Origin of the sequence: Burkholderia sp. D-99 (assembly GCF_011605345.1) — a bacterium.
In the GTDB taxonomy this organism is placed as follows: Bacteria; Pseudomonadota; Gammaproteobacteria; order Burkholderiales; family Burkholderiaceae; genus Burkholderia.
The window spans coordinates 1,218,589-1,244,237 of record NZ_JAAOXM010000002.1; the positions used below are offsets into that span (position 1 = coordinate 1,218,589).

Below are 25,649 nucleotides of genomic sequence, written 5' to 3' on the forward strand. Positions count from 1 at the left end.
TGCCACTCGTTCTCGGTGTTCAATGCCATGGGTTTCCCGCGTGAGCGGCAGGTGCGCAACGAATATGGTGACGAGGGGCGATGCATATCGCGTGACCGGTATGTGCCGTCCATCATGGCGATCCGGCGATCCGCGCCGGTATCCCGCGAAATGAACCCAGGAGAAAATCATGACGATATCGGACCCGACCCATCGGCCATCGACCAGCGATACAGGTGCCGCGATTATCGGCAGCGGGACCGGCGACGGGCCAGGCCCCAACGTGATGGAGGCCGATACGCTCAAGGGCAACAAGCTTTTCACGTCCGACCAGGTGGAGATCGGAAAGATTTCGGAAATCATGCTGGACGTACGCAGCGGCCGGGTCGCCTATGCCGTACTGTCGAGCGGCGGCTTTCTCGGCATCGGCGGAAAACTCTACGCCATTCCGTGGAGCGCGCTGACTCTCGACACCGACGAAAAATGCTTCCGGCTCGACGTCACTGCGGATCACGTGAAAAATGCCCCCGCGTTCGACAAGGACCATTGGCCCTCGATGGCAGACGAACAGTGGGGGTCGTCGCTTCACCAGTTCTACAATCGGCAGCCGTACTGGATGGCGACGCGCGACGTTGTCGCGAATCGTCCGCCGGAACCCTGAAGCGCACTCGCCAACCGGGAAAACGATCGGGACAACAGAGGATTTTTATCGAAAACCGATCCGTCGGTCAGCCCCAGTGATCGCCTGACGGCAAACGATAGCAGCATCATCCACGAACCAGTTACGTATTGGAGCTCTACCATGAACAAGGATCAAGTCAAGGGAACTGCGGAGAAGGTAAAAGGCAAGGTGAATGAAGTCATTGGCCGAGCCACGGGTAACGCGAAGCAGGAAGTCAAGGGTGATCTCCAGCAGGCGGCCGGCCAGGCGAGAAAGAATCTCGGCGACGTGAAGGAATCCGTCAAAAAGACCTGATCGAACACGGAGGCTTAGCGGGGGGGGCATACCCCCTCGCACCGTGCCTCACGCCGGGAGGCTGTATCGAACGGACGTGCGGCTACTGCCGTACAGACATACGCTGTCGGATGCGAAAACGTCAAGTTGCGTCCTTCGCGCACCGGGATTCCCGCCCCTCTGCCGCGACGCACGCAGCGGATCAGGTCAGTGTCTAACTTGAGGGGAGTTGCCATGTACAACGTTGTTTGGCTCGTTGGAGCCGTGGTTATCGTTCTGTTCGTCCTTGGCTATTTCGGATTGAGATAGGGCGTCTCGTTCACGTGCCCGTCACGCGATGGTAGGTCAACGACCGCTATGACACCGGCGGCGGTAAAACCGCAAAACGATCCAGATCGCGACAACCATCGTTTATCGCAGGAAGCAAAATGAAGACGCTCAGGATCATCGGCTATCTGGGGCTCGCGGCAGTCGCGATCATGCTGCTCGTCGCGATGTGCGCGATACTCGAGGACGGCGTGATTTCGCGCGATGCGCAGCGACCGGGACTGACCGGCAACACGCTTTCCAGCCCTGGATCGCCGAATCGCATCGGTTAAGTCGGCCGTCACCGATTGACCGTTCCCAACTTCCTTTGAGCGACTCCGGCACGCGCGGTCGGAGCCCGCGTGCACCGTTGTCGATGTCCGCATGAGCCGAAAATCGGCCTGCCATTTGCAATCGACGCTCGAGATCACGGCAGCGCCGCAACAGGCGATCGGCTGCCGCTCCCGCGATGCAACCGCATCACAGCCGTTCCCGTCTGGGTACGGCAGCGTACCGACTCCCGGGTTGCTCGCGCATAGGGTAGGTTGAACTGATCGGAACGCATGTCGCGACCGTTCGCGATGTGTTCTCTAGCCGCGTGCTCGATACGCGACCAGAGCACACATCAGCGCCGGGCGCCGCCGGCATGGCACATCGAAGCACATCGCTCGTGCGCTGCGCTTCGAATGTCATCGCATCGACAGCAGTGGACACCGGCGCCGCAAACCGGTGCTGCTCGAAGCGATGCGTAGTGCGATACCGCAACGATTCAGGCGGGGCATGTCGCCGAAACTCGCGTGCATGCCAGCACGCAACATTGCTCCGATCGAGCATGTTGTTCGGCCCGCATGACGGCGGGCGATTGCAGGCGAAGCGCGCTGTGCGCGTCGCACCGTCACACTGGCCGGCGAGGCTCGCCGGCATTTCGCGAAATGATCACAGGAGTGGGTCATGTCACTCGTTTCTCCCAGCAATCAAGCGCCGAGCAACAGCAGCGGCGCCCGGATCATCGGTCACGCAACCAGCATCGGCGGGGCCGGCCCCAACGTCATGGCGGCCACCACGCTGACTGGCGACAAGGTTCTATCGTCCGACGGCAAGGAAATCGGGAAGGTTATCGACATCATGTTGGACGTATGCAGCGGCCGGATCTCATACGTCGTGTTGTCTTGCGGAGGCTTTCTCGGGATGGGCGACAAACTTTTCGCCGTGCCGTGGGGAGCGTTTACCCTGGATACCGACGAGAAATGCTTCCGGCTCGATGCGACCGAAGAGCGGATGAAGAGCGCCTCCGGATTCGACAAGGACCATTGGCCTGCAATGGCGGATTCGCAATGGGGGTGGGCACTTCATTCGGGTAACACGCCGCTGATGTAGCGACACGTCCGCAGGAAGCCCGGCCGGCATGCGGCCATGCACGCACCAGCGTGACGGCGCAATGCGGTGAGCGATTGCTGCTTTTTTCGGATCCTGCCGTATCGCGTGCATTGGCCGACGCGCCGATCGCGACGGGCGGCAGGTCATCCAGCCAGCAGGTGTGACCGGAGCATTCATCATGAACAAGGATCAAGTCAAGGGCGTCGCAGAGAAGGTAAAAGGCAAGGTCAACGAGGTGATTGGCCGAACCACTGGCGACACGAAGCAGGAAGTCAAAGGCGATGCCCAGCAAGCAGTCGGCGAAGTGCAGAAAAAGTACGGCGACGCCAAGGAAGCGATCAGGAAGCACGCGAAGAACGTGCATGGATCGCGGCGTCAGCCGTGACCGAGAGGCGTCGTGATGCTGAGACTTTCGCCGGTGGCGCCGACGCGCGACGTGTCTCGCGTTCGATCCGCCAATCCGCACGCCGTCACGAGCCGGAGCCTATCGATGAGTGCACCTGCCGGAAGCCCGATCAGCCGCGCGCTACGCAACGCGGCGCTGATGGCGTCGGTGCTGATGGCGTGCAACCTGCCATGCCTGGGAGGAGCGCCTGCGGACGAGGCGGCCAGCTTGCGCGATGCATACCGGAAGCTGATTCCCCGCCTCGATCACAACGCGTTCAAGCGCCCGTTGTATCTAGATTCCGAGGAATCGTCCTCCACGCTCAAGGGCGAGGTCTACGCGGTGATGGCCTACCCGTTCGCGACCGTCAACGGCGCGTTCAATGACCCTGCGCGAGCCCCGTCGAACTGGTGCGATGCGTTGATCCTGCACCCGAACATCAAGTATTGCCGTGCCACCAGCGGCGACGGCAAGACACTGATCGTGAACGTCAGCAAGAAGGAAGTTGCCGAAGAACTCAGCACGACCTATCGGGTGCAATTCGAATACGACGCGACGACCACCGGCCCGGGTTACTTGCAGGTCAGGCTCCATGCGGCCCAGGGGCCATTGAACACCCGCGATTATCGGATCGCGCTGGAAGCGGTGGCGCTTGGCGGCGACCGCACGTTCCTACATCTGACCTATGCCTATAGCTACGGTCCGATCGGCCGTCTGGCGATGAAGACCTATCTTGCCGCCTTCGGCCGCGGCAAGGTCGGCTTCACCGACATCGCCGATCCGTCCGCGGCTCAAGCGGAATACATCGGCGGGATGCGCGGCCTCATGGAGCGCAACACGATGCGCTACTACCTGGCCATCGATGCATATCTCGGTGCATTGTCCAGCCCGCCCGACAAGCAGCTGGAGCAACGCCTGACCGACTGGTTCGACGCCAGCGAGCGTTATCCGCGGCAACTGCATGAGATGGATCGCCAACAGTACATGCAGATGAAATACGAGGAATACCAGCGCCAACAGACCATGCAGTAGCTTCGGGGGATGAGCAGGCCGGATACGCAAGCGCCGGCTTCCGGGGGCACTGCGCTTCGTCACGGCAATCGTTGCGCACACGTGGGGAGAGGCGGCACGGTGCCGCGTCGTGCGACGAGATAACGCCAGGCAGGCCGTACGGGTTTTTCGGGAACGTCGATGATGATTCGGGCGCTGACAGGGATAGCGACAGCCGCCTGCTGCCTGGCGAGCGCAGGCGGTTGCGCGAGCTTGCCCGATACTCAGTTCCTGAGCCATCGCTACGCCACCCAGGCGGCCCGCTTTGAAAACGCCTGGGGACCGTTATCGGCGAAGCGTAGCGCTACCATCGTCACGGATCTGAAGCGCAATGCCGGGGATACGGCGCTTCTCGACAAGCAGATCGCACTCGAGCAAGCCATCGGCGGCAGCCCGCTCGTGGTCGGCAATGAGGTCCGCTTGTTGCAGGATGGTCCGGCAACGTACCAAGCCATGTTCGCGGCCATGGCCTCGGCGAAAGATCACATCAACCTGGAGACCTTCGGCATCGACGACAGCGACGTAGGGCGGCAATTCGCCGATGCGCTGATCGCCCAGCAGTCGCGCGGCGTCCAGGTGAACCTGATCTACGACAGCGTGGGCGCACTCGGCACGCCCAGCACCTATTTCGATCGACTGCGGGTCGCCGGAATACGGGTGCTGGAATTCAATCCGGTGAATCCGTTGTCGACGCGCAAGCCTTGGGCGTTGAATCATCGCGATCACCGCAAGCTCCTGATCGTCGACGGGCGGATGGCATTTCTGGGCGGCATCAACATCAGCAGCGTCTACTCGAGCGGCTCTTCCGGCAGGCATCGGTCGGAGTCGACCGACGACGCAGGCGCGACGCGCGGATGGCGCGATACCGACGTGCAGATCAGAGGCCCGGTCGTTGCCCAATTTCAGAAACTGTTCCTGCAGACCTGGAACACGCAAAACGGAAAACCGCTGGCCGAGCTCCACTATTTTCCGCAGCTGTTGTCGCAAGGCCCGGAAATCGTTCGCGCCGTCGGAAGCACGCCGGACGATCCGTTCAGTCTCATTTATCTGATGCTCATCGCGGCAATCGGCAATGCGGAGCAGCGTGTGTATCTCACCAACGCCTACTTCGTCCCGGATCCGCAACTGGTCGACACGTTGGTCGACGCGGCGAAGCGTGGCGTCGATGTTCGAATGATCCTCCCCGGCCGCTCCGATTCGGCGCTGGCATTTTATGCCGGCCGCTCGCACTACGCCGATCTGCTGGAAGCGGGCGTCAAGATCTACGAGAGGCGGGGCGCACTGCTGCATGCCAAAACCGCGATCGTGGATGGCGTCTGGTCATGTGTCGGTTCCAGCAACCTCGATTGGCGCAGCGCGCTGGACAATGATGAAATCAATGCAGTCGTCCTGGGACAGACATTCGCACAACGCATGGAGAGCGCTTTTGCCGAGGACATGGCCGCTTCCGATGAGATCGGCAGGGAAGGCTGGAAGCACAGGTCAATACTGCTGCGTGTCAAGGAGTGGACCGCCCGGCTGTGGGGCCATCTTTTATAATCGCCCGAGGGCGCGGCGTTAGATCGGACATCCGTCGAGTAAATTGCCAAGACCCGAAAACCTGGTGCCTATAAAGCTGATGAGCGGCCCCTGCATGTCAGTCGCTGCTCGTGTTCTGCGAGCCTCGTACAGTCAAACCGGAACGGATTCGCCTATTCGTCTGTAATGTTCTGGGTTCGGGCGAATCGGACCAGTTTCGACCTCGATGATATGAACTCTGATGGCTTCGAAAACGCGATGCTGAGAGCGAAGTCCAGGTGTGGCCGGCAGCAGGAACAAATTACAATAGAAACGGGAACAGCTTTACGGGAAAGAGCGTCCGCGGCACGCGGATTCCATTTCAATAACTTCTATTTGACATAAGCTAAACCTAGCAATTTTTTGGGGTCGCAAGAAAAATATGGCCTCTGAGCCCGATTCAGGCGAACGCGCTCGGCGCGGCCGGAACGATCGCGGCTCACCCGTTTTGTTGCCCCAACTCTTTTTCGTTCCGACACCGTTCTTAGAGGCCAGTTCAAAAATCCTGCTCAGCACGTCTGAAGATGTTCCAACAGACGAGCGAGCAGCCGAGTTTGAGGAACGCTTCGTGAATGTCCGCGCGACGATCGAAGCGAATGCGTAGACGACGGAAATTGTGGAGCCAAGAGTGAGTGCGTTCGACGACCCAACGATACGTGCCGAGTCCGCTACCGTGTTCGGTTCGACGCTTTGCGATCACGGGCTTGATGCCGCGTTCGCGCAGCGCACGCCGGTGTCGCTTGGAGTCGTAGCCACGGTCGGCATAGACAATGCCAGGTTTCTGAAGCGGTCGGCCACGCACGCCTCGAATCGGTGGAATCGAGTCGACGAGCGGCAGCAGTTGCGTGACGTCGTTGGCGTTTGCGCCGGTCAGGATTGCGACGACGGGAATGCCGTTGACGTCTACGAGGATGTGATGCTTGGAACCCGGACGCGCGCGATCCGTGGGGTTCGGGCCAGTTTTTCGCCCGCCCCAACAGCGCGTATCGACGATGAATCGACCGCTGCATATGAGAGGTCGAGCTTGCCCGTCGCACGCAGCTTGTCGAGCAGCAATTCGTGCAGCCGATCCCACACGCCAGCCTTCTGCCAGTCGGCCAGTCGACGCCAGCAAGTCGCACCCGAGCCGAAGCCGAGCCGGGTCGGCAAGTGGTTCCAACGGATGCCTGTCCTGAGCACGAACAGGATGCCGTTGAGCGCCACGCGATCCGGCACACGCGGACGCCCCGGATCGCTCTTCGCGCGAGGCTTCACGACAGGCAGCAAGGGTTCGATCAGTTTCCACAGCTCGTCGTCAATGATCGGCGCTTCCATCCTTGGCCCACGTTGTTCCGGTGCCCAAGGTTAACAAATCGCCGAGGAAGTAAACAGCCCCCTCACGGGGAATTTGAACTGGCCTCTTAGGCGTTCGACAGCTACAGCCGCCATCCTGACTTTCCCCGTAGCACCTCAATTTTTGCCTCGCTACGCTTGGCTGCTCTCGTCATCGATGCGGAGCCGCTGATGGACCACTGGCGATTGGCTTATCTCGGGATCCGGCAGGTGCGCGCGAGTTGAGCGAATTCGAGCTCGCCACATTCTTCACGTTCTCCAAGCGGGAGCGTGTTGCCATTGATTCAAGACGCACCGATCTCTTTCGGCTCGCGGTCGCGTTGCACATCGGCTTTCTGCGCATGACCGGCCGGCCGCTCGGCTCGTACAAGCAGATCCCGACTGTTCTTTGGCGACATCTTGGCCGACAGCTGAATGTGAAGCCGCCAGACCTCGGGACGCTACGTTCGCTCTACGATGGCAACCTCAAAACCTTATCCGACCACCAGCGCTTTGCGCGGGACGCCATCAATTTTCGAGCAATCGCGGAACATCAGCGTCGGTATGTCATCCGTTGGCTCAAAGAGCAGCTCACGGGCCGGCCAGAGCGTGCGCAGTTGACGAATGATCTTAAACATTGGTTCTACGAGCATCGCATCGTGATACCTCCGGAGCGCATGCTCAGGCAGTTTGTCGTCCAAGCCGTACGCGACATCGAGGACCAACTACACGACGCGCTTGAGCGTGCCGTCAGCATCGAAAAACTCGAGAGTTGGGCGCAAATTCTCCCTCAACCACACGGTGAACATTCAAGTCTTCAGCGATGGCTATGGGCCGTTCCACTTCGCAACTCAACCCATCAGATGAGCGAGATTCTTGACAAGATCAACTTGCTCACGATGCACGATGCTGCAACGAGCTGGCCGATTGAATGCAACGATGCCATGGTGCGCCATTATGCCCGCCGCTGCGCGAGCCGCCCGCCATCGATTAGTAAACGGATCGAACCGCAGGGTCGACGGATCGAGGCCGCGTGTTTCATGCGGTATTCGCTTTGTACCGCGACTGACCACCTACTCGAGATGCTTCGGCGATGCTGTCGCCCGGCCAGGGTAAGACGCATCGAGCTTACCTGTGGGCGTACAGCACGACGCCATTCGTCGATCCGAAGGCTGTGCTACGACTTCGCCGGCAGCCGTGCTGGCGAACATGCCCGAAAGTTCATGGGAACGTGGCGTGACAAGCTCATGTGGGATGACTATGGCGGCTACAAGGCTGGATTCAAACTGGGTATCACGGAAATCGGATGTGCCGCTCACGCGCGCCGGAAATTCTACGAGCTGCACGTCAACAACCAGAGCCAGATCGCCGAACAGGCGCTGAAATATTTCGGCGCACTCTACGACGTCGAGCGTGACATTGCCGAACTGAAGCCTGATCGAAGACAGGCCAGCCGCCAGCAGCGATCCAGACCCGTTGTCGATGCGTTGCACGCTTGGATGGTGGCCCAGCGCAAGCTCGTTACCGAAGGATCGGCGATCGCGAAGGCGCTCGACTACAGCCTGAACCGTTGGGAAGCGCTCACGCGCAATCTCGACGGCGGGCATGTGCTCATCGACATAAATGGCTGGAGAACCAGATTCGACCATGGGCGACTGGCCGCTCGAACTGGCTGTTCGCCGGCTCACTGCGCGCGGGGCAAGGTGCAGCCGCGATCATGAGCCTGATCCGATCGACGCAGCTTGCCGGGCATCGTAAGCAACGCCGCAGGCGTACCGTCGACGTTGACGTGTGGTGTTGATGACAGATGGACGATGCCGGAAGCGCCGCGTTGCCTGCTGTTCGATCACGAACTGGCAACCGTTGAGCGCATTCCCGTCTGGACTTGCCCCTGTATCTCCAGACACCCGTTATTGTAAGTGAGGGACTGTGTTCGGTGTTTCAGGGGGCTGCTCCACCGTCATCCACGACGAGCAGCTTGCGACGATCCCGTCGCATCACTATCTGGATGCCTGGGAGCGGCGGTGACAGGGCATCACGAACCGCAAGCGCTTGCCGATTGCGGCCGTATTACGTGCCTAACCATTACGAATTGAAATAACTTTGTCAGCAATTTGATGATGACGGACAGATAAGGATTATTATCTGCCTATCATCGAAAATCATCTAAACTGGTGATCATGAAAACGCGTCAGTCCCATGCCGCCGCCGACGAAGCCACGCCCGACTTTCCGGACGAGGCGGAGCTTGCCGCACTACGCAGCTGGTACGCCGGTCTGGAGGCGCGGGCCGCAGTTTCTCGTTACCTGGGCGAACGCCGGGAAACTGGCGCATCGTCGCGTAGCATCCTTGGGCGCATTCGCCGGCGACTCGTGGCGTTTGCTCGAGCTCGTCATCGCGAGGATCTCGCGGCCGCGTTCGTCGATCGTCCTTCTCAAGCTGGGGTGGACGCTGTCGTCCAGGCCATTGATGTACTGCGTCATCTACCCGTTCCCCAGCCGCTCATCTCGGATGAAATTGGCCAATGGTTGCCACCACGTGTCGTCGTGGCCCTGCAGGCGCACGGGATCAGAACGCTTGCGGACCTGACCGTCCGAATTCCACGTCGGAGCCGCTGGTGGGCGACGATCGATGGTCTTGGGGCCGCCGGCGCGCGGCACGTTGAAGCGTTTTTTGCTGCGTACCCGGCCTTGACCGAGCGCGCGCGCGCGTTGATCGCTGCGGTACCGTCCGGGAACATCGTTCCGTGGGAACGAATGCACGTGCCGCATGAGGTTGACGGCACGTGCGGAAAATTTCGAGCACCGCAGGCGGCCTGCCTGCTGAGCGCATCGAACGACTATGAGGCCGTTCTGTCCTGGCTGTCGCTGCATGAATCGGTGGCCACGCAGCGTGCCTACAGGAAAGAGTCCGAGAGGCTGATCCTATGGGCGATCGTCGAGCGTGGTCGAGCGTTGTCGTCGCTCACGACGGATGACGCGATTGCGTATCGCGGTTTCTTGCGGCGGCCGACACCGCGGGAGCGCTGGGTGGGGCCGTCTCGGCCACGACAGAGCGTCGAGTGGCGGCCATTCAACGGTTCACTATCGGCGCGGTCGACAGCGCATGCGTTGACGGTGCTATCCGCGATGTTTCGTTGGCTGGTCGAGCAGCGCTATGTACAGGCGAACCCATTTGCTGGCGTCAAGGTGCGGGGTGGCGTGTTGCATACGGGACTGGACGTCTCGCGCGGCTTTACAGAGGGTGAGTGGTTGTTGGTCCGCACACTGGCCGACGGGCTTGAATGGTCGTACGGCTGGAGCGAGCCAGCTGCTCAGCGCTTACGCTTTCTGCTGGACTTCGGCTACGCGACGGGGCTGCGTGCCGGCGAACTGGTTGGCGCCACGCTGGGCGATATCCGCCGCGACGAACATGGCGATCACTGGCTGCACGTGATCGGGAAGGGCGGGAGGCCCGGTAAGGTTGCGTTACCGACACTGGCGCGAACCGCGTTGGATCTTTGGCTCATGCAGCGCGGGTTGCCGGTGACGCCGTCTCGCTGGATTCCTTCTACTCCGCTAGTTTCAAGTCTTGAGGAAGACGCTGCCGGCATTCAGAGTACCCGTCTTTGGAGGGTGATCCGTCGCTTTTTCCTGCTGGTGGCCGCTGCGATCGAGGTTGAGCAGCCGGCAACTGCCGAGAAATTGCGCCGGGCGAGTCCGCATTGGATGCGTCATACACATGCCACGCATGCGTTGGCGCGTGGCGCGGAACTGATCATGGTGCGCGACAACCTACGGCATGCGTCAATTTCGACAACGTCGACTTACTTGCATAGTGACGAGGCGCAGAGGGCGCGGCAGTTTGACCGGGCGTTTTGCTCCAGGAGTTCGAAATAAAAATGACCGCGCAGGGGCGGTCAGAGATTGCAAAGAAAGCCATCGTGAGGACTGGGGCGTTATGTGTCGGTGGCGCCGCCTACGGACGAATCGATGGTGCCCGCTAGGTCAAGTTCCTGTTGATCCCCAAAGCGACGTGTAATCTGCGGTGGACTAGACTAAATCTGACAGTGGTTGGTTTTTCATGCTGATCCGCGACGACCGGACTCCGGAAAAGCGTGCTCAAGACGTGCTCTACATTCACGATGCGATGCTTCACTTCGTGAGCACGATCGAGGATGAGCTGATCCCGATCTGGAAGCGCTTGTATGGCACGATGACGGAGGCACACCGGAAGTCGGTGAGATCCGGTGTCGACGAGCTATTCACGGAAGTCAACGACATCATTCGCGCCGCGATCGAAATTGCGCAGCCTGAGCGCAACATCGATCCGGAAGATATGCTTCGGCTCTGTCGTGATGGTTTCGACGAGCTATTCGGCGAGGCTGGATAACAGTAAGGGGCAGTGCCCCTTTTGCATAAGGAGTTTGAGAGCCGGTCGACTCTTCGCCAGTCGGATCAAAAGCTGCTGCGATCGCCCCAGAGCTACCTCGTTACAAACCTGCCGAAGCGAGAAGCTCCGAAGGTCGCCAAGCAAGCGCTCGAGAGATTCTCAGAAGATTCAGCAACGTGACATTTCGTTCGCCCCTCTCGATTTTGCCCATGTGGCTTCTGTCGATGTTCGCGAGGTGGGCGAGTGACTCTTGGGAAATGTTGAGCGCGAGTCGGCGTGCACGGATCGACCTCCCTATCTGCTTGAGGTGCGCTTCTGTGTCGCTTCGACCCGATACCCTTTCCATGCAGGTATGGTCGAGGTATCATCGCCGACTGGCCACGGCATTTACGACCCATTAATGCCTGACAAATAGAGCGACGAAGTGAATGCAGAGCGGGTGTTGTCCCGATCTTGCCGTCAATGAATGATGGAGTAGTTAGCAGTGGTGTATGGCGATGGAGCGCTGTCGGATGTGCAGTCGGTAGTGAGCGATGTAGTTGGCGGGCTCACCGAAGTCTCGGAAATGCTTTCGTTGTTCGACGCTGGAAAAAAGAATGTGTCCCACGGGCATGCCGAGATGGTTGCGACCACGTTATTGAACGGATCGGTCGACGTCTGGTACCGAGGCCGATACTTGACGGTGCCCCTTCGTCAACTGACTGCGTGGTTCCGAAATCCCGTTGAAATTGGCGCAGAACGCTTCCATGTTGCCGAGCCCGTCTTTCGACGTTGGATGGACAGCGAGCAGGAGCAAGGGGCTGGCCATCTTTTTCTGCAATGCAGCCATGCAGATTGCAAGCAGCGTCGGATGTTGACCTTTTACGACCCGCGTGAGATGCAACAGATGGAGCGTCGCGTTGCTTCGGAGATTTGGTACTGTCACCGCCATCGCCTTGTGGCGTGGGAGGCGTCCCAATCTCTAAGTGACGAATATCGGGAACTACTTGCTCTCGTGTACCGTTCCCCCGGATGCAACCGTGAGCAGCTCAAATGCTTGAAGCGCGACACTGACTTTCTGATGTCTATTGGACTATTGACATCGGCGCCACCAGCAAGTGGAGGTCGAAAAGCATATGCATTTCGCTTGACCTCGCAAGGTACGGACATCGTTCGTGCGCAGGGTCAGTAACTGGTGAGAACATCAATGTCCTGTAAGCGCGATTCCGCAACCGCGTCTTGGTCATTTTCCCGGTTGGCACAGCATCTGCGCGTTATCAGGGCAGCCATGGCCGTTTCCGGAAAACTATGGATTGCGCTTGAGTGGTATCGGCATAAGTCGCTGCCAGAATTCGATGGCAGAACTGCCCAATGTCTGGTGGCGGATGGCCGAGAAAAAGCCGTGCTGGCTTACTTGGCCTCAATCGAGGCGGGTGGGCCGGATAGCCGGACCGCGATTGGTCGACTAGTGATCATCACACTGTCTGGCCGCTAGCTAATCCGATAGAGAGGTGGGGCAGAGAATGGTGCGGGATTATCCTCAGCCACCAAGCTCCGCTCCCTGTTTTTGGTTCTGAGGCAGAAAGCGTACTTTGCACCGTCAATTATAAACGGGTTCCACGAAGGGCGTCAGGATCGCTAGTCTTGGGCATTGATCGGAACCATGGTCCGTTAAGCGCAGCATTAGATATCGCTCGTCAAATCGCCTGCAACACAGATATGTCCAGCACCAAGAAAGCCAGCAGCAAGGATTTGCCACTGTCGGGTTCAGATCAACAAAGCATCCCTCCTGGCGTCGTGGAGATGCTTGCTGTGCAGGTTCAGAGGATGGTCGAAGAATCCGGAAATCCGGATGGCTTTGATGTACGGCCCTGGCTTCTCAACTGGCTTCATTCGCCGACCCAGGCCCTCGGTGGAAGATGTCCTGCAGACTACCTTCATACTCCTGAGGGCGTAGATCTGATTGCGAGGTTTCTTGCGAGCGCGCAAACAGGGGCTTATTGGTAGGCCTTTCGGATTGTCGCGCAGTGCTGCTCGAAGTGATTCACAACGCTAAGCTCGGCCCCAGTCTTCGATACAGGGGCAATGCGACGTGAGATGTCGACTTGCCGTGCGCGATGCGTCTGCGCGTGCTTTGCCGCGCTTGGGCACAAGCGCGGCTGGATGTGGTGAGGCTATCGATCGGGAATGGGTGGAGCCCGGGGGCGCCCAAACACAAATGCAGTAGTTACGTTGGGGCAGGGGAGGGGGCTAGGAACAAATTTATGCAAAATTTGGGAACAAATTTATGCAAACCAACGCCGGACGATGTACACGCAACCAGCATCTACGTAATTCTACGTAGCTCCACATACGTAGTTAACCGCTTGTAAGCCGCCCCCGTCGCACGGAATACTACGGCCCATCGTCGCGGCCTTTGCGAGGCGGCGGCACGACGCATCGACGTCACGCGTATGCGGCGCCTTCGCCGCATGCCATCTAAAACCACATTGGAGACCAGGAGACGCCATGAATCGGGCTTCCAGTACCCTGCTCTGGATCGCGGTCGCGCTGCTCGGCGCGTTCTCGTTCGGAACGATCGCACTCGCACACGGCGAGCGCGTGAGTGCCCTCTGGATCGTGATCGCCGCAGTCTGCGTGTATCTGATCGCGTATCGTTTCTACAGCCGTTTCATCGCCAGCAAGGTCATGCAGCTCGACGGGCTGCGGATGACGCCGGCCGTCAAGTACAACGACGGCCTCGACTACGTGCCGACCAACAAGTACGTGCTGTTCGGCCATCACTTCGCCGCGATCGCAGGCGCCGGTCCGCTCGTCGGGCCCGTGCTCGCCGCGCAGATGGGCTACATGCCCGGCATGCTGTGGATCCTGGCCGGCGTCGTGTTCGCCGGTGCGGTGCAGGATTTCATCGTGCTGTTCATCTCGACGCGCCGCGACGGCCGTTCGCTCGGCGATCTCGTCAAGATGGAGCTCGGCACGGTGCCCGGCGTGATCGCGCTGTTCGGCGCGTTCCTGATCATGGTGATCATCCTCGCGGTGCTCGCACTGATCGTCGTGAAGGCGCTGACCAATTCGCCGTGGGGCACGTTCACCGTCGCCGCGACGATTCCGATCGCGCTGTTCATGGGCGTCTATACGCGCTACATCCGTCCGGGCCGCATCGGCGAAGTGTCGATCATCGGCTTCGTGCTGCTGATGGCGTCGATCGCGTTCGGCCAGCATGTGCACGATTCGCCGACGCTCGCCGCGTGGTTCACGTTCACCGGCACGCAGCTCACGTGGATCCTGATCGGCTACGGCTTCGTCGCATCGGTGCTGCCGGTGTGGCTGCTGCTCGCGCCGCGCGACTACCTGTCGACGTTCCTGAAGATCGGCACGATCCTCGGTCTCGCGATCGGCATCCTGGTCGTCGCACCGGAACTGAAGATGCCCGCGCTGACGAAGTTCGTCGATGGCTCGGGCCCGGTGTGGTCGGGCGGCCTGTTCCCGTTCCTGTTCATCACGATCGCGTGCGGTGCCGTTTCGGGCTTCCACGCGCTGATCTCGTCGGGTACGACGCCGAAGCTGATCGACAACGAAACCAACGCGCGCTTCATCGGTTACGGCGCGATGCTGATGGAATCGTTCGTCGCGATCATGGCGCTGGTTGCTGCCTGCGTGATCGAGCCGGGCATCTACTTCGCGATGAACGCGCCGGCCGCCGTGCTCGGCTCGACGCCGGAAGCGGTGGCCAGCACGGTCACGCAATGGGGCTTCGTGCTGACGCCTGACATGCTGACGCAGACCGCGAAGGCCGTCGGCGAAACGACGATCATCGCGCGCGCGGGCGGCGCACCGACGCTGGCCGTCGGCATGGCGCACATCCTGCACCAGGTGATCGGCGGCGAAGCGATGATGGCGTTCTGGTATCACTTCGCGATCCTGTTCGAAGCGCTGTTCATCCTGACGGCCGTCGACGCCGGCACGCGTGCGGGCCGCTTCATGCTGCAGGACCTGCTCGGCACGTTCCACCCGGCGCTCAAGCGCACCGAGTCGCTGCCCGCGAACCTGGTCGCCACCGCGCTGTGCGTGGCCGCGTGGGGTTACTTCCTGTACCAGGGCGTGGTCGATCCGCTCGGCGGCATCAACACGCTGTGGCCGTTGTTCGGCATCTCGAACCAGATGCTTGCCGCGATCGCGCTGGTGCTCGGCACCGTCGTGCTGTTCAAGATGAAGCGCGAACGCTATGCGTGGGTGACGATCGTGCCGACCGTGTGGCTGCTGATCTGCACGCTGACCGCCGGCTGGCAGAAGATTTTCGACGCGAACCCGAAGGTCAGCTTCCTCGCGCACGCCGCGAAGCTGCAGGCCGCGGTGGACGAAGGCAAGGTGCTGGCTCCGGCGAAGTCGATCGCGCAGATGCTGCGGATCATCTTCAACGACTACATCGATGCGGCGCTGGCCGGCCTGTTCATCTTCGTCGTCGTGGCGATCGCGGTGTACGGCGTGATCGCCGTGCTGCGCGCGCGCCGCGAGTCGAAGCCGACCGTGCGCGAGACGCCGTACGAAGCGATGCCGGCCGCGCAGGCGCTCGGCAGCGGACGTTAAGGGGAGGCCGCGATGTTCAGCGATCTTGGCAGCGACCTGCGCACCGCGGGGCGTTACCTCGGGCAGGCGTTGCGGCTGATGGTCGGCCTGCCCGACTACGACACCTACGTCGCGCACATGCGTGAGACTCATCCGGACCGCGAGCCGATGACGTACGAGGAGTTTTTCCGCGAGCGTCAGAATGCGCGGTACGGGTCGGGTGCAGGGAAGTGCTGTTGAGCGGTTGAAACGGCAGGAACGACGAGAGAAGGCGTCATGGCGTGAGAGTCATGACGCCTTTTTTCATGCCGTCGCAAGGCGATCGGCTCGTGCAACGCTTCTCCTCGCGCGAAGCCGTCAGTCGTTGTCGTGACGGAGCGCAAGAACCGCAGCGGCCCCCGCGGCGAGCGCGATCAGGGTCAATGCGACGGCGAAACCGGTCGCGCCTGCGGTGAAGCCGACGCGATCGATCGCGTACCCGGTCATCACGGCTCGCGCGAAGCCGTCAGTCGTTGTCGTGACGGAGCGCAAGAACCGCAGCGGCGCCCGCGGCGAGCGCGATCAGGGTCAATGCGACGGCAAAACCGGTCGCGCCTGCCGTGAAGCCGACGCGATCGATCGCGTACCCGGTCATCACGGGCATCAGTCCCGCCGGGAGGTAGCCGCCGATGTTCATGACGGCGTTCGCCTCGGCGCGCCGTGCGTCCGACACATGCAGGCCGATCAGCGTCAGGCCGCCGAGCTGCCCGAGGCCCTGTCCCGCGCCCGCGAAGAGCGCCGCGGCGACGAGGACGGCGGCCGATGACGCATGCACGGCGACGCACAGCATCACCATCGACAGCATGGTGGCGACCGTGCCCGCAACGAACGTCGTACGGATCGATCCGCGCCGCGCGACGAACTGGACACCGGTGGCGGCGATGAACATCGCGCAGGCCATTCCGCCCGCGAGCAGCGGGCTGCGCACGTGAAGCAGGCGTGCCAGCAACGACGGACCCAGCGCAAGCACGAAGGAGGTCGCGGTAATGCCCGGCCCGAACACGGCGATACCGCTGGCGACATGGCGCCGGTTGCGGGCCGGTACGGACGGCAGGCGTAGCGGCGGTGTGTCGCCTTGCGCCTGCGCGGGCCGGGTGCGCGGCAGCCGCAGGGCGACGGCCAATGCGCTCAGCAGGATCACGAACTCGACACCGAAGACGACGGCGACCGGATGCGCGGCGGTTTGCGCGGCAATCCCGGCGAGCAACGGTCCGAGCCCCGCGCCGAGCACCATGGCGACCGATGCGAGCAGCGCGGCCTTGCGCCGCTCGGTGCCCGCGAGATCGACCACCGCGGCCATACCCGCCGACACGATCACGCCGACCGCGATGCCCGTCAGCAAGCGGGCGACCGCGAGCATGGCGACGGACGACGCGGTCGCGAACAACGCGCACGCGATCAGCGCCGCGACGAGGCCGGGCAGCAGGACCGGCTTGCGCCCGTAACGGTCCGAAAGCTGGCCGGCGACGAGCAGCGTACCCAGCAGGCCGGCGATATAGAGCGCGAAGATGACGGTCAGCATGCCGGACGAGAAGCCGAGTGCGCGCTGCCAGGCAACGTACAGCGGCGTCGGTGAGTTGGACAGCATGAACACGGCGGTGACCATCCAGGCGGCGTGCGCCATGCGGGGCACGGGACGCGAGGCTGCGGGTCGCGATTGGGGAACGGCGGTGTCGGACATGAGCGCACTCCTTGTACGAGTTTTTTCGAACTATAGCCTAGTTCGAAAAAACTCGTACAGGGTGATATGCTTGCGGGCATGAAACGAGTCCACCCTGAACGGGCGGCCGGCATCGCGCCGGCGCCTGCGGATTTGCCCGACCCGCTGCCGGAGCCGGACGTTGCCGAGCTCCGCCTCGAAACCATTCTTGGCGCGCTGGCCGATCCGTTGCGGCTGACGATCGTGCGCAAGCTGATGCTGGAATCCGAGGCTTACGACCATCCTTGCGGCTGGTTCGGCTTCGATCGCCCGAAATCGTCACTCACCCATCATTTCAAGGCGCTGCGCGACGCGGGCGTGCTGCGCCAGCGTCAATACGGGCTCGAGCGGCGCAGCCGCGTGCGCACGGAAGATCTCGATCTGCGCTTTCCCGGCCTGCTGAAGCTCGTGGCCGAGTGGGCGCCGCCGGCAGACAACGACCGCTGACCGCTGCCGGGAGGGTCGCCTGGCGGGACCGGCAGGTTTGCCGTGCGGCGGCGAGCGTGATGCGCCGGGCACGCAGCGCTGCGAAGCCGTTCGTGTACCGGGCTTGATCTGTCCGCAACCCGGCTTCGTTTCCCGGCCGGTATCATGTGAGCCATTCAACCCCGATGAACCCGCACAGGAGGAACCCGTCGTGCATGCCGGTGAGCGTTTCAACAGCATTACCCATCTCGTCGGCGCGGTGCTATCGGTGGCAGGGCTGGCAACACTGGTGACGATGGGCGCGCTCGAAGGCGACGCCTACAAGGTGGTGAGTTTCAGCGTCTACGGCGCGATGCTCTTCGTGCTCTATGCGATCTCGACGCTGTATCACAGCGTGCGTAGCCCGCGCCTGAAAGCCATCCTGCAGAAGTGCGACCATTCGGCGATCTACCTGCTGATCGCCGGCAGCTATACGCCGTTCACGCTGGTCACGCTGCGCGGCCCGTGGGGCTGGTCGCTGTTCGGCGTGAGCTGGGGGCTCGCCGTGTTCGGCATCGTGCAGGAACTGACGCTCGGGCGGCGCACGCGGATGCTGTCGATGATCCTGTACGTGGCGATGGGCTGGCTGGCGCTCGTCGCGGTGCGTCCGCTGATCCATGCGCTGCCGCCGGTCGGCACCGCGTGGCTCGTGGCGGGCGGCCTCATCTACAGTGCTGGGATCTACTTCTTCATCAACGACGAGCGTATCCGTCACGGGCACGGTATCTGGCATCTGTTCGTGCTGGCCGGGAGCCTGTGCCAGTTCGTCAGTGTCGCGATGTACGTGGCGTGAGCGGAAGGCGGCGTCAGCCGTCGCCGGCCCTGCGTCGACCGATCCCTGGTCGACGATCGCACGGGCATCGGGTTGGCCCGGGGACTCATATCTCGACGTTGACGATTGTCTGGTATTCGCTCCCCGGCTTCTCGGAAACGATGTGGTGGGAGATCTTCAGCGCTTCCATCTTTTCCACCACTTTCTTGTGAGGATGCTTCGTGCTTTTTGAATCCGCGCAGGAGAGCATTGATGCATGAGAAAGGCGCTTCAGGACGCTCTGGTCGATGCTGTAGTCACTTCCGTGATGCGGGAGTACGAACAGGCCAACCTTGTCGAACACGTCGGCATAGCGCTCCATCCATGGCTTCTGGATCCAGGTGGCTTTCAGTTTCGCATCGCCGGTGGTCAGCCATCCGGCCTGAGGGGTGGGGAAGTCGGGCGTTTTCACCGCCAACTTGGGGGCAACGGCCGGCGGGCCGCTATATAGGCTTAACGACGGCACATTCCCGTCGTTGTCGAGAATCCGGTAGCAGGCCTTGAGTACGTCTCGTTCGGGCTTGTTCTTGATCGCTCGCAATATGGCTGGCGTGACGGATGGATCGGCCGCCGCGCCAGGTTTGCGCATGCCCTTGATCACGGTTCCCGCTGCGGCATGGAATGCATTGACGAGCTTGTCGTCGAATGGATGGTTGTAAGGAATCAGTGTCCAGAGGGCCGTCGATGTATCTTTCGACGATGCGATATCGATAACGGTGTCGGCATCGGCTTCGATCAATTCCGCGGTCTTTGCTGCCTGTGCCGATATCGTCGACAAGTTGCGTGATTGCAGCGTCACGGTCAGACCATTCCGGAAATTTGGATTACTCAGCCTGATCGAGGCGCTCCTTCCGGTGCCGGGCCGCACCTGTATCTCGTCGTCAGTCGGGCGCCGCAAGAAAATGACCCGTCGCACATTGCGCTCACCGAACCACTTTGCCGGATCGCTCAGCAAATTGCCGAATTCGGTTGTCATCTCTGCCTTGCTCGCTTCGGCGAGAACGTAGGCGGCGATGGTCGTGGAATCGAGGCACGGCAGCACTACAGTGTCGATCGACTCGAGGTGGTGCGTCAGCATGTCGACACCGTTGACATGATCCCCGTCCAGATGGGAAATGAACAGAATGTCGACCTTTTTCTCGTCGAGTCGTTTGAACCCGTTGTTCAGATGCAGGCGATTGAGCGATCCGCAGTCGAACATGAAGGTGAAAGGCGCCGATGACGCATCGACTGAGTTCTTGACGAGCGAAATCATCATTCCACCCTGACCGACAGGGAGTTGGCGTGTCGTGACGCTGATTTTTGGCATTGTTGTTTCCCCGCGCTGATGTGCTGTGGCGGCTGATATTGTGGCGGAACGCACGTCGGCACACCAGTACGCGAGATCGTTGTGTTCGCAACGCGGATGTCGACGGTTCGCGATGAACCTGGGGATGTGTCCAGGAAGATCCGTCGGCGCGCGGCGCTGTTCGTCGTGACACGCTGTCGCTTCGGGCTAATGAACTACTCGCCTTCTGCGACACGAATCCCGGCCGTGTGAGCGCCGACTTTCGGCGCTTTGCTTATCCTTGTCGCGATCCACCACACCGGCACGGCAGACGCCGATATCACCACGGCGGCCAGCAACGCCACCCGCATCGCCACCGGAAACGGCTGCAGCGTCGCGATGCACCCGCCGAAGATCGCCACACCGAGCGCCGATCCGCTCTGCCGCGCCGCGTTCAGCGCGGCCGCCGCCACGCCGGCGCGGCGGCGGTCGACCGTCCCGAGCGCCGGCGACGTCGCGGCCGGCGAGATGAATCCCGATGCAAATCCGATCGCGAGCATCGGCGCGACGGCGAGCCACGCCGGTGTCGTCGCACCGATTCCCATCATGCCGAGCGCGCCGGCCGCATAGAGCGCGAACGCGGCGCACATCGAGCCGAGTGCACCGAAGCGCGCAACGAGCCTGCCCGAGCACAGTCCGCCGAGCGCAACCATCGCGGTCATCGGCAGGAATGCGAGCCCGGTGTCGAGCGGGCTCGCGCCGCGGACTTGCCGATAGAACAGGCTGAGGACGAACAGCAAGCCGTAGAACACGAACGCCGAAGCCATCGACACGAACGTCGATCCGGCGAACAGCCGGTTGCGGAAGAACGCGAGCGGCAGCATCGGTTCGCGGCTCCGCGCTTCGATCGCGATGAACGCGATCCACGCGACGGCGCTCGTCGCCGCGCCGCCGACGATCGGCGCCGAGCGCCAGCCGAGCGACGGGCCTTCGATCAGCGTGCCGATCAGCGCTGCGATCGCGACGATGGCCGCGACCTGGCCGCCCCAGTCGAAATGCCGCGATGCGTCGCCGGCGGCGCGCGCGACCGTGCGGCCGAGCCAGATGCCGGCAAGCCCGAGCGGCAGGTTCACGAAGAAGAGGCTGCGCCACCCGAACAGATGGATCAGCAGGCCGCCGATCAGCGGGCCCGACGCCATCGCGATGCCGCCGCAGCCCATCCACAGGCTGATCGCCGATGCGCGCGCGGCCGGCTCGGGGAATGCGCGGTTGAGCATCGCGAGCGAGCAGGGCACCAGCATCGCGCTGCCGACACCTTGCAACGCGCGGGCGATCGCGAGCGCCGGGAGGGTCGGCGCGACGCCGCAAAGCGCGGATGCGGCGACGAATATCGCGAGCCCTGCGACATAGACGGTGCGATCGCCGAGCCGGTCGCCGAGCGTGCCGCCCGTCAGCAGCAGGCTCGCGAACGCGAGCGTGTAAGCGTTCACTATCCATTGCAGGCCGGCCACGCGGCTGCCGAACGTGTGGGCGATGTCGGTGAGCGCGACGTTGACGATGGACGCATCGAGCAGCACGAGCGTGTAGCTCAGGCAGGTCGCGGCGAGCACGCGGTGGGCCGCGGCACGGTTCGGCGCGGCGGCCGTCATGCGCGGTCGGGCGCCGGCGCGGCGGCCCGCAGCGCGAGAAACCCGACCCATCCCCAGTACACGCGATGATGCGCGATCAGCCCGTCGCGCAAGTCCATCACCTCGACGAGGTCGACCTGGTCGCCTTCCGGCGTCGCGCGCGGATATTCCCACGTGAGCTGGCGGCCGTTCGAGAAGAACAGCCCGGTGCGGTACCAGCGCCCGAGCCTGTTGCCCGGATTGCGCAGGCCGGCCGCGAAGAATGCGCGGATCGCGGCCTTGCCGTGCAGCACGCCGGAGCCGTGATCGGGCAGCGTGACGACGATCAGCGGCGTTTCGAGCACCGCGTCGTCGGCATACAGCGCCATCAGCGCATCGAGGTCGCGCGCGACGACGGCCGCGTGCCAGCCTTCATAAATGTGCCGGGCATCGGCGTCGGCGTGTGTCATGACGGGTTCCGGAAGTATCGATAACGGAACCTACTGTATGGGCGCGCCGTCGCGAGACGTTTCACGTCGACCCGAAACGTGGATGTCGCCGCGACGAGGGCGGCGCGTGCCGGCTGTTATCCGGCCAGCGCGTCGAGGTTCAGCACGTACGACTTCCCGATCCACACCGCGCAATCGCGATGGTCACGCAGTTCGTCGCTCGTATTCGGATGCAGGAAGATATCCAGCGTGCCGTGGTTCAGCACGAGCCACGGCACGATGTCGTCGAAGCGCGCGGCGTCGAACGCGATCTGGTACGACCACGCCGGGTGCGGGCCGACGGGGCGTTCGTGAAAGCGGCCGAGTTCGATGACCGCGCCGAACCGTTCGTCGACGACCTGGCGAAACGCCCAGGCCGCGTCGCGGCTGGCTGCATCGAAATAGACATGCGCGTGCCAACTGTGGATGGCGGTGGTGTCGAGGGCAGCCATGGCAGGACTCGATGAAAATGGGAATGCATGAAGTGCCGCGCGAAACGGCCGATGCGTGATTATCGCGCGTCCTTGCCGCACGCGTCGTGTCGCAATCCGGCAATCCGGATGCGAAGGCTTGTCCTGAATCACAAGAACCGTTCGATCGGACAAGGCCGAGGTTTGCGATATCCGGAGATATCCACACGCGCGATATCACGCCGGAAGCCTTGTCGGCAGGTGCGCCGGCGCGATCGCATCGGCAACACGTCATTTCGGAAATTGAAAAAGCGCTGGGTGTACCGCCTCGGATCGTCTGAACAAATGCGATCAGGACGTTGAATGAAATAAAGAAATTCCGGTTTGGCGGGATTCGCGCGCGACGCGGTTTGCGCGCCGAATTCCGAAGCCGAAAAAATCAATTGCGGATTCGGCTATTCAAGCGGAATGCAGCGCGACATACGATGCATTCAACGCATCGTCGAACACGATCGATGCGGGGACAACCACCTGGAGGCCACTATGCGATCCCTCGTTCCCGTTGCTGTACTTTCCTGTGCACTCGTTGCGCTGCCCGCGGTCAGCTTTGCGCAGTCGGCCGTTTCCGACGGGGCATCGAATGCCTCACTGTCGAGCTGGTGGACGGCGCGTGCCGAAACCGACGCACAACTGATGCAGATGACGCGTGCCGGCTATCGCGCGACGTCGGCCGGCAACCAGGACTATCCGCTCGCGATGCAGCGTGCGCTCGAACGTGTCCGCAATCCGGTGCCGGACCGGTCGCGCGAAGAGCGGGCCGAGATGCAAGCGCGCGCCGCACGCGACGTGCAGGGCGGCCATCCGATCAAGGCGTTCTTCGTGAAGACCGCGTACTACCTGAAGGGCGAGAACACGTTCTGATGCAAGAGACGAGCATGGCTTGCCCGATCCGATTTGCCGCCGTCGTGCGTGCGTCGGCGCCGCGCCGGTTGCCGGCCGCGCGCGCGACGCAGCGGCGCGACGATGGGCACGGCGCGCGGCGTCGTGCGAAGTACCCCCGCCAAGCGCGCCGTGATGCCGTTGCGTGCCGCATCGCATGCCCGGCCGTCGCGGCGAGCGATGCGCCCGCAAGCGGGAGGCAATCATGAAAAGTACCCGGAAGCACCGCCGCCACGTGCCGCTGACCCGCGAGTGGCTGCTGCCGCTGCCGCCCGTGCATGCACGCGACATCTCGCTGAAATGCCATATGGCGCTCGTCGCGCTGCGTGGCGGGCATGGCAACGAGGCGCTGCTGATGCGCTTGCGCACGAGCGTCTACCTGGTGTTCCTGGCGCTCGACGATGCGGTGTGCGCAGAGGCCGACATCGACCTGTGCGTCGACGCGGAGCGTGCACTCGATGCAGGTGTGGCGCGCGCGGCGCAAGGCGGTGCATGGACGTTGCACGACGACGAATGCGCGGTGCTCGAGCACGTGCTCGCGGCGAACGACACGTGCGTCACGACGCTCACGCGGCATCGGCTGGCCGAGCTGTGGGAGCACGTCTGCACGTTCGCGTCGAGCGGCCAGCCGGCGCTCGTCGCGGGCGCGGCGGAGAAGATGCGCGTGCATATGGCCGATTCGCTGGCCGTGTAGCGTCGCACCGGTTTCGCAGGGAGGATGGAGGAGACAGGGCCGGTCGCACCGGCGCGGCCGCCGCAATCGCCGAAGCAGCGATTGCGCGGCTGTCGCGGCCATACGGTGACGGCGGAACGCGACTCGACACCGCGGCCCAAAACAAAAGCGCCACGGAGCAGGCTCCGTGGCGCTTCATTTTTTCCGCCGGCGCGGAGGCAAGGCCCCCGCGTGGCGAAACGCGCTTAAGCGGCGGCTGCCGGCTTCGCCGGCTTCTGCAGCTTGCCCTTGCCGGCGCGCTGGATTTCCTCGAGCTTGATCTCGACGTGGCGCGAGAACACGTACTCGGCCGGACGCTGCTTGTCGATCGGAATGTCCGGTGCGAACGGGCCGTCGGTCTTGATGCCCTTGCGGCTCACGGCGAACGCCTTCAGCGGATGCGCCATCGTGTCCATCACGGCGGTCGCTTCGAAGCCGCAGTGGACCATGCAGTCCGCGCACTTCTCGTAGTTGCCGACGCCGTAGTTGTCCCAGTTCGTGTCTTCCATCAGTTCCTTGAAGGTCTTCACGTAACCTTCGCCGACCAGGTAGCACGGCTTCTGCCAGCCGAACACCGTACGCGCCGGGTTGCCCCACGGCGTGCACTTGTACGTCTGGTTGCCGGCCAGGAAGTCGAGGAACAGCGACGACTGGCTGAACGACCAGCGCTTGCCGCCTTCGCCGCGCTTCAGGATCTCGCGGAACAGGTTCTTCGTCTTGTCGCGGTTCAGGAAGTGCTGCTGGTCCGGTGCGCGCTCATACGCGTAGCCCGGCGACACGGTGATGCCGTCGACGCCGATCGGCCCCAGCGTATCGAAGAACTTCGCGACGCGCTCGGGCACTGCATCGTTGAACAGCGTGCAGTTGATGTTCACGCGGAAGCCGCGGCGCTTCGCTTCCTTGATCGCCGCGACCGCCTTGTCGTACACGCCTTCCTGCGACACCGAGTGATCGTGCGCCTGCTGGTCGCCGTCGAGGTGGACCGACCAGACGAAGTACGGGCTCGGCTGGTAGTCGTCCATCTTCTTTTCCATCAGCAGCGCGTTCGTGCAGAGGTAGACGAACTTCTTGCGCTTCATGATGCCGCGGACGATTTCCGGCATTTCCTTGTGCAGCAAAGGCTCGCCGCCGGCGATCGACACGATCGGTGCGCCGCACTCGTCGACCGCTTCCAGGCATTCCTGGACGGACAGACGCTGGTTCAGGATGGGATCCGGGTAATCGATCTTGCCGCAGCCGTTGCACGCGAGGTTGCAGCGGAACAGCGGCTCGAGCATCAGCGCGAGCGGATAGCGTTTGTTGCCGGACAGGTGTTGGCGCGTGATGTACGCGCCGACGCGGACTTGCTGGAGCAGCGGAATAGACAAGAGATGTCC

The 25,649-nt window shown here is 62.4% G+C and carries 27 protein-coding genes and 2 pseudogenes; 19 read left to right on the forward strand and 10 right to left on the reverse strand.

What is annotated here, in order from left to right; all coding sequences use genetic code 11:
- The first annotated feature begins 169 nt into the window (after positions 1–169).
- From HAV18_RS12665 to HAV18_RS12695, 7 genes are all read left to right on the forward strand, one after another.
- On the forward strand, positions 170–640 hold the full coding sequence (locus tag HAV18_RS12665) for a PRC-barrel domain-containing protein (RefSeq protein WP_006413551.1): 471 nt from the start codon (positions 170–172) through the stop codon (positions 638–640).
- Positions 641–781: 141 nt separating this feature from the next.
- Positions 782–955 (forward strand): CsbD family protein, encoded by a 174-nt coding sequence (locus tag HAV18_RS12670; protein ID WP_006413535.1) that lies wholly within the window; start codon positions 782–784, stop codon positions 953–955.
- A 407-nt stretch (positions 956–1,362) separates the two neighbouring features.
- Positions 1,363–1,533 carry a hypothetical protein gene (locus tag HAV18_RS12675; RefSeq protein WP_166956007.1) on the forward strand — a complete coding sequence of 57 codons (171 nt, stop codon included), beginning with the start codon at positions 1,363–1,365 and terminating at the stop codon, positions 1,531–1,533.
- 658 nt (positions 1,534–2,191) lie between these two features.
- Positions 2,192–2,617 (forward strand): PRC-barrel domain-containing protein, encoded by a 426-nt coding sequence (locus tag HAV18_RS12680; RefSeq protein WP_006413534.1) that lies wholly within the window; start codon positions 2,192–2,194, stop codon positions 2,615–2,617.
- A 178-nt stretch (positions 2,618–2,795) separates the two neighbouring features.
- Positions 2,796–3,002 carry a CsbD family protein gene (locus HAV18_RS12685; RefSeq protein ID WP_006413567.1) on the forward strand — a complete coding sequence of 69 codons (207 nt, stop codon included), beginning with the start codon at positions 2,796–2,798 and terminating at the stop codon, positions 3,000–3,002.
- 105 nt (positions 3,003–3,107) lie between these two features.
- Positions 3,108–4,034 (forward strand): hypothetical protein, encoded by a 927-nt coding sequence (locus tag HAV18_RS12690; RefSeq protein WP_373421638.1) that lies wholly within the window; start codon positions 3,108–3,110, stop codon positions 4,032–4,034.
- Between the two features lie 162 nt (positions 4,035–4,196).
- On the forward strand, positions 4,197–5,591 hold the full coding sequence (locus tag HAV18_RS12695; protein ID WP_243771614.1) for a phosphatidylserine/phosphatidylglycerophosphate/cardiolipin synthase family protein: 1,395 nt from the start codon (positions 4,197–4,199) through the stop codon (positions 5,589–5,591).
- A gap of 514 nt (positions 5,592–6,105) precedes the next feature.
- Here the strand turns inward: HAV18_RS12695 and HAV18_RS40375 are convergent.
- A complete protein-coding gene (locus HAV18_RS40375) occupies positions 6,106–6,621 on the reverse strand; it encodes an IS5 family transposase (RefSeq protein WP_407062423.1) in 516 nt (171 codons plus the stop codon).
- Positions 6,513–6,923, reverse strand: a complete 411-nt coding sequence (locus HAV18_RS40380) for an IS5 family transposase (protein ID WP_060369815.1) — start codon at positions 6,921–6,923, stop codon at positions 6,513–6,515. The genes HAV18_RS40375 and HAV18_RS40380 overlap by 109 nt, the downstream gene beginning before the upstream one ends.
- A 189-nt stretch (positions 6,924–7,112) precedes the next feature.
- Here HAV18_RS40380 and HAV18_RS12705 point away from each other — a divergent pair.
- The 4 genes and pseudogenes from HAV18_RS12705 to HAV18_RS12720 all read left to right on the forward strand — a co-directional run.
- A pseudogene (locus HAV18_RS12705) lies at positions 7,113–8,014 on the forward strand (DUF4158 domain-containing protein); the annotation flags it as partial.
- Positions 8,014–8,673, forward strand: a pseudogene (gene tnpC, locus HAV18_RS12710) (IS66 family transposase); the annotation flags it as partial. The pseudogenes HAV18_RS12705 and tnpC, both read left to right, overlap by 1 nt.
- A 427-nt stretch (positions 8,674–9,100) precedes the next feature.
- The gene (locus HAV18_RS12715) at positions 9,101–10,798 is read left to right on the forward strand and encodes a site-specific integrase (protein ID WP_078041803.1); all 1,698 of its coding nucleotides are present in this window, start codon (positions 9,101–9,103) and stop codon (positions 10,796–10,798) included.
- A 184-nt stretch (positions 10,799–10,982) separates the two neighbouring features.
- Positions 10,983–11,291, forward strand: a complete 309-nt coding sequence (locus tag HAV18_RS12720; protein ID WP_232338819.1) for a hypothetical protein — start codon at positions 10,983–10,985, stop codon at positions 11,289–11,291.
- A 100-nt stretch (positions 11,292–11,391) separates the two neighbouring features.
- On the opposite strand, the gene HAV18_RS12725 is transcribed toward HAV18_RS12720, so the two are convergent.
- Complete coding sequence (locus tag HAV18_RS12725) at positions 11,392–11,637, reverse strand: helix-turn-helix domain-containing protein (RefSeq protein ID WP_078041802.1); 246 nt, start codon at positions 11,635–11,637, stop codon at positions 11,392–11,394.
- 138 nt (positions 11,638–11,775) lie between these two features.
- On the opposite strand from HAV18_RS12725, the gene HAV18_RS12730 reads away from it, so the two are divergent.
- The 4 genes from HAV18_RS12730 to HAV18_RS12745 all read left to right on the forward strand — a co-directional run bounded on the left by HAV18_RS12730 (position 11,776) and on the right by HAV18_RS12745 (position 16,076).
- Positions 11,776–12,462 (forward strand): hypothetical protein, encoded by a 687-nt coding sequence (locus HAV18_RS12730; RefSeq protein ID WP_078041801.1) that lies wholly within the window; start codon positions 11,776–11,778, stop codon positions 12,460–12,462.
- Positions 12,463–13,097: 635 nt separating this feature from the next.
- Positions 13,098–13,277, forward strand: coding sequence for an MbcA/ParS/Xre antitoxin family protein (locus HAV18_RS39890; protein WP_233634927.1), 180 nt, complete (start codon positions 13,098–13,100; stop codon positions 13,275–13,277).
- Positions 13,278–13,778: 501 nt separating this feature from the next.
- Positions 13,779–15,857, forward strand: a complete 2,079-nt coding sequence (locus tag HAV18_RS12740; protein ID WP_166956010.1) for a carbon starvation CstA family protein — start codon at positions 13,779–13,781, stop codon at positions 15,855–15,857.
- A gap of 12 nt (positions 15,858–15,869) precedes the next feature.
- The gene (locus HAV18_RS12745) at positions 15,870–16,076 is read left to right on the forward strand and encodes a YbdD/YjiX family protein (RefSeq protein ID WP_166956013.1); all 207 of its coding nucleotides are present in this window, start codon (positions 15,870–15,872) and stop codon (positions 16,074–16,076) included.
- A 117-nt stretch (positions 16,077–16,193) separates the two neighbouring features.
- Here the strand turns inward: HAV18_RS12745 and HAV18_RS12750 are convergent, their stop codons facing one another.
- Positions 16,194–16,367 carry a hypothetical protein gene (locus tag HAV18_RS12750; RefSeq protein ID WP_166954205.1) on the reverse strand — a complete coding sequence of 58 codons (174 nt, stop codon included), beginning with the start codon at positions 16,365–16,367 and terminating at the stop codon, positions 16,194–16,196.
- Positions 16,342–17,556, reverse strand: coding sequence for an MFS transporter (locus HAV18_RS12755; protein WP_347814751.1), 1,215 nt, complete (start codon positions 17,554–17,556; stop codon positions 16,342–16,344). Before HAV18_RS12755 ends, HAV18_RS12750 begins: the two co-directional genes overlap by 26 nt.
- A gap of 78 nt (positions 17,557–17,634) precedes the next feature.
- On the opposite strand from HAV18_RS12755, the gene HAV18_RS12760 reads away from it, so the two are divergent.
- A complete protein-coding gene (locus HAV18_RS12760; RefSeq protein ID WP_166956019.1) occupies positions 17,635–18,021 on the forward strand; it encodes a helix-turn-helix transcriptional regulator in 387 nt (128 codons plus the stop codon).
- A gap of 190 nt (positions 18,022–18,211) precedes the next feature.
- Entirely contained in the window at positions 18,212–18,832 is a 621-nt protein-coding gene (locus tag HAV18_RS12765) for a hemolysin III family protein (protein WP_166956022.1), read from the forward strand.
- Between the two features lie 85 nt (positions 18,833–18,917).
- On the opposite strand, the gene HAV18_RS12770 is transcribed toward HAV18_RS12765, so the two are convergent.
- From HAV18_RS12770 to HAV18_RS12785, 4 genes are all read right to left on the reverse strand, one after another.
- A complete protein-coding gene (locus tag HAV18_RS12770; protein WP_166956025.1) occupies positions 18,918–20,159 on the reverse strand; it encodes a hypothetical protein in 1,242 nt (413 codons plus the stop codon).
- Between the two features lie 194 nt (positions 20,160–20,353).
- Positions 20,354–21,766: an MFS transporter gene (locus HAV18_RS12775; protein ID WP_166956028.1), complete on the reverse strand. Its 1,413-nt coding sequence runs from the start codon at positions 21,764–21,766 to the stop codon at positions 20,354–20,356.
- Positions 21,763–22,194 (reverse strand): nuclear transport factor 2 family protein, encoded by a 432-nt coding sequence (locus HAV18_RS12780; RefSeq protein WP_166956031.1) that lies wholly within the window; start codon positions 22,192–22,194, stop codon positions 21,763–21,765. Before HAV18_RS12780 ends, HAV18_RS12775 begins: the two co-directional genes overlap by 4 nt.
- A 116-nt stretch (positions 22,195–22,310) precedes the next feature.
- Entirely contained in the window at positions 22,311–22,664 is a 354-nt protein-coding gene (locus tag HAV18_RS12785) for a DOPA 4,5-dioxygenase family protein (protein WP_166956034.1), read from the reverse strand.
- Positions 22,665–23,165: 501 nt separating this feature from the next.
- On the opposite strand from HAV18_RS12785, the gene HAV18_RS12790 reads away from it, so the two are divergent.
- Both HAV18_RS12790 and HAV18_RS12795 read left to right on the forward strand, forming a co-directional pair.
- Positions 23,166–23,543 carry a hypothetical protein gene (locus HAV18_RS12790; protein ID WP_166956037.1) on the forward strand — a complete coding sequence of 126 codons (378 nt, stop codon included), beginning with the start codon at positions 23,166–23,168 and terminating at the stop codon, positions 23,541–23,543.
- Positions 23,544–23,766: 223 nt separating this feature from the next.
- Entirely contained in the window at positions 23,767–24,255 is a 489-nt protein-coding gene (locus tag HAV18_RS12795) for a hypothetical protein (protein ID WP_166956040.1), read from the forward strand.
- Between the two features lie 224 nt (positions 24,256–24,479).
- On the opposite strand, the gene hpnH is transcribed toward HAV18_RS12795, so the two are convergent.
- Positions 24,480–25,640 carry an adenosyl-hopene transferase HpnH gene (gene hpnH, locus HAV18_RS12800; RefSeq protein ID WP_166956042.1) on the reverse strand — a complete coding sequence of 387 codons (1,161 nt, stop codon included), beginning with the start codon at positions 25,638–25,640 and terminating at the stop codon, positions 24,480–24,482.
- Between the last annotated feature and the right edge of the window lie 9 nt (positions 25,641–25,649).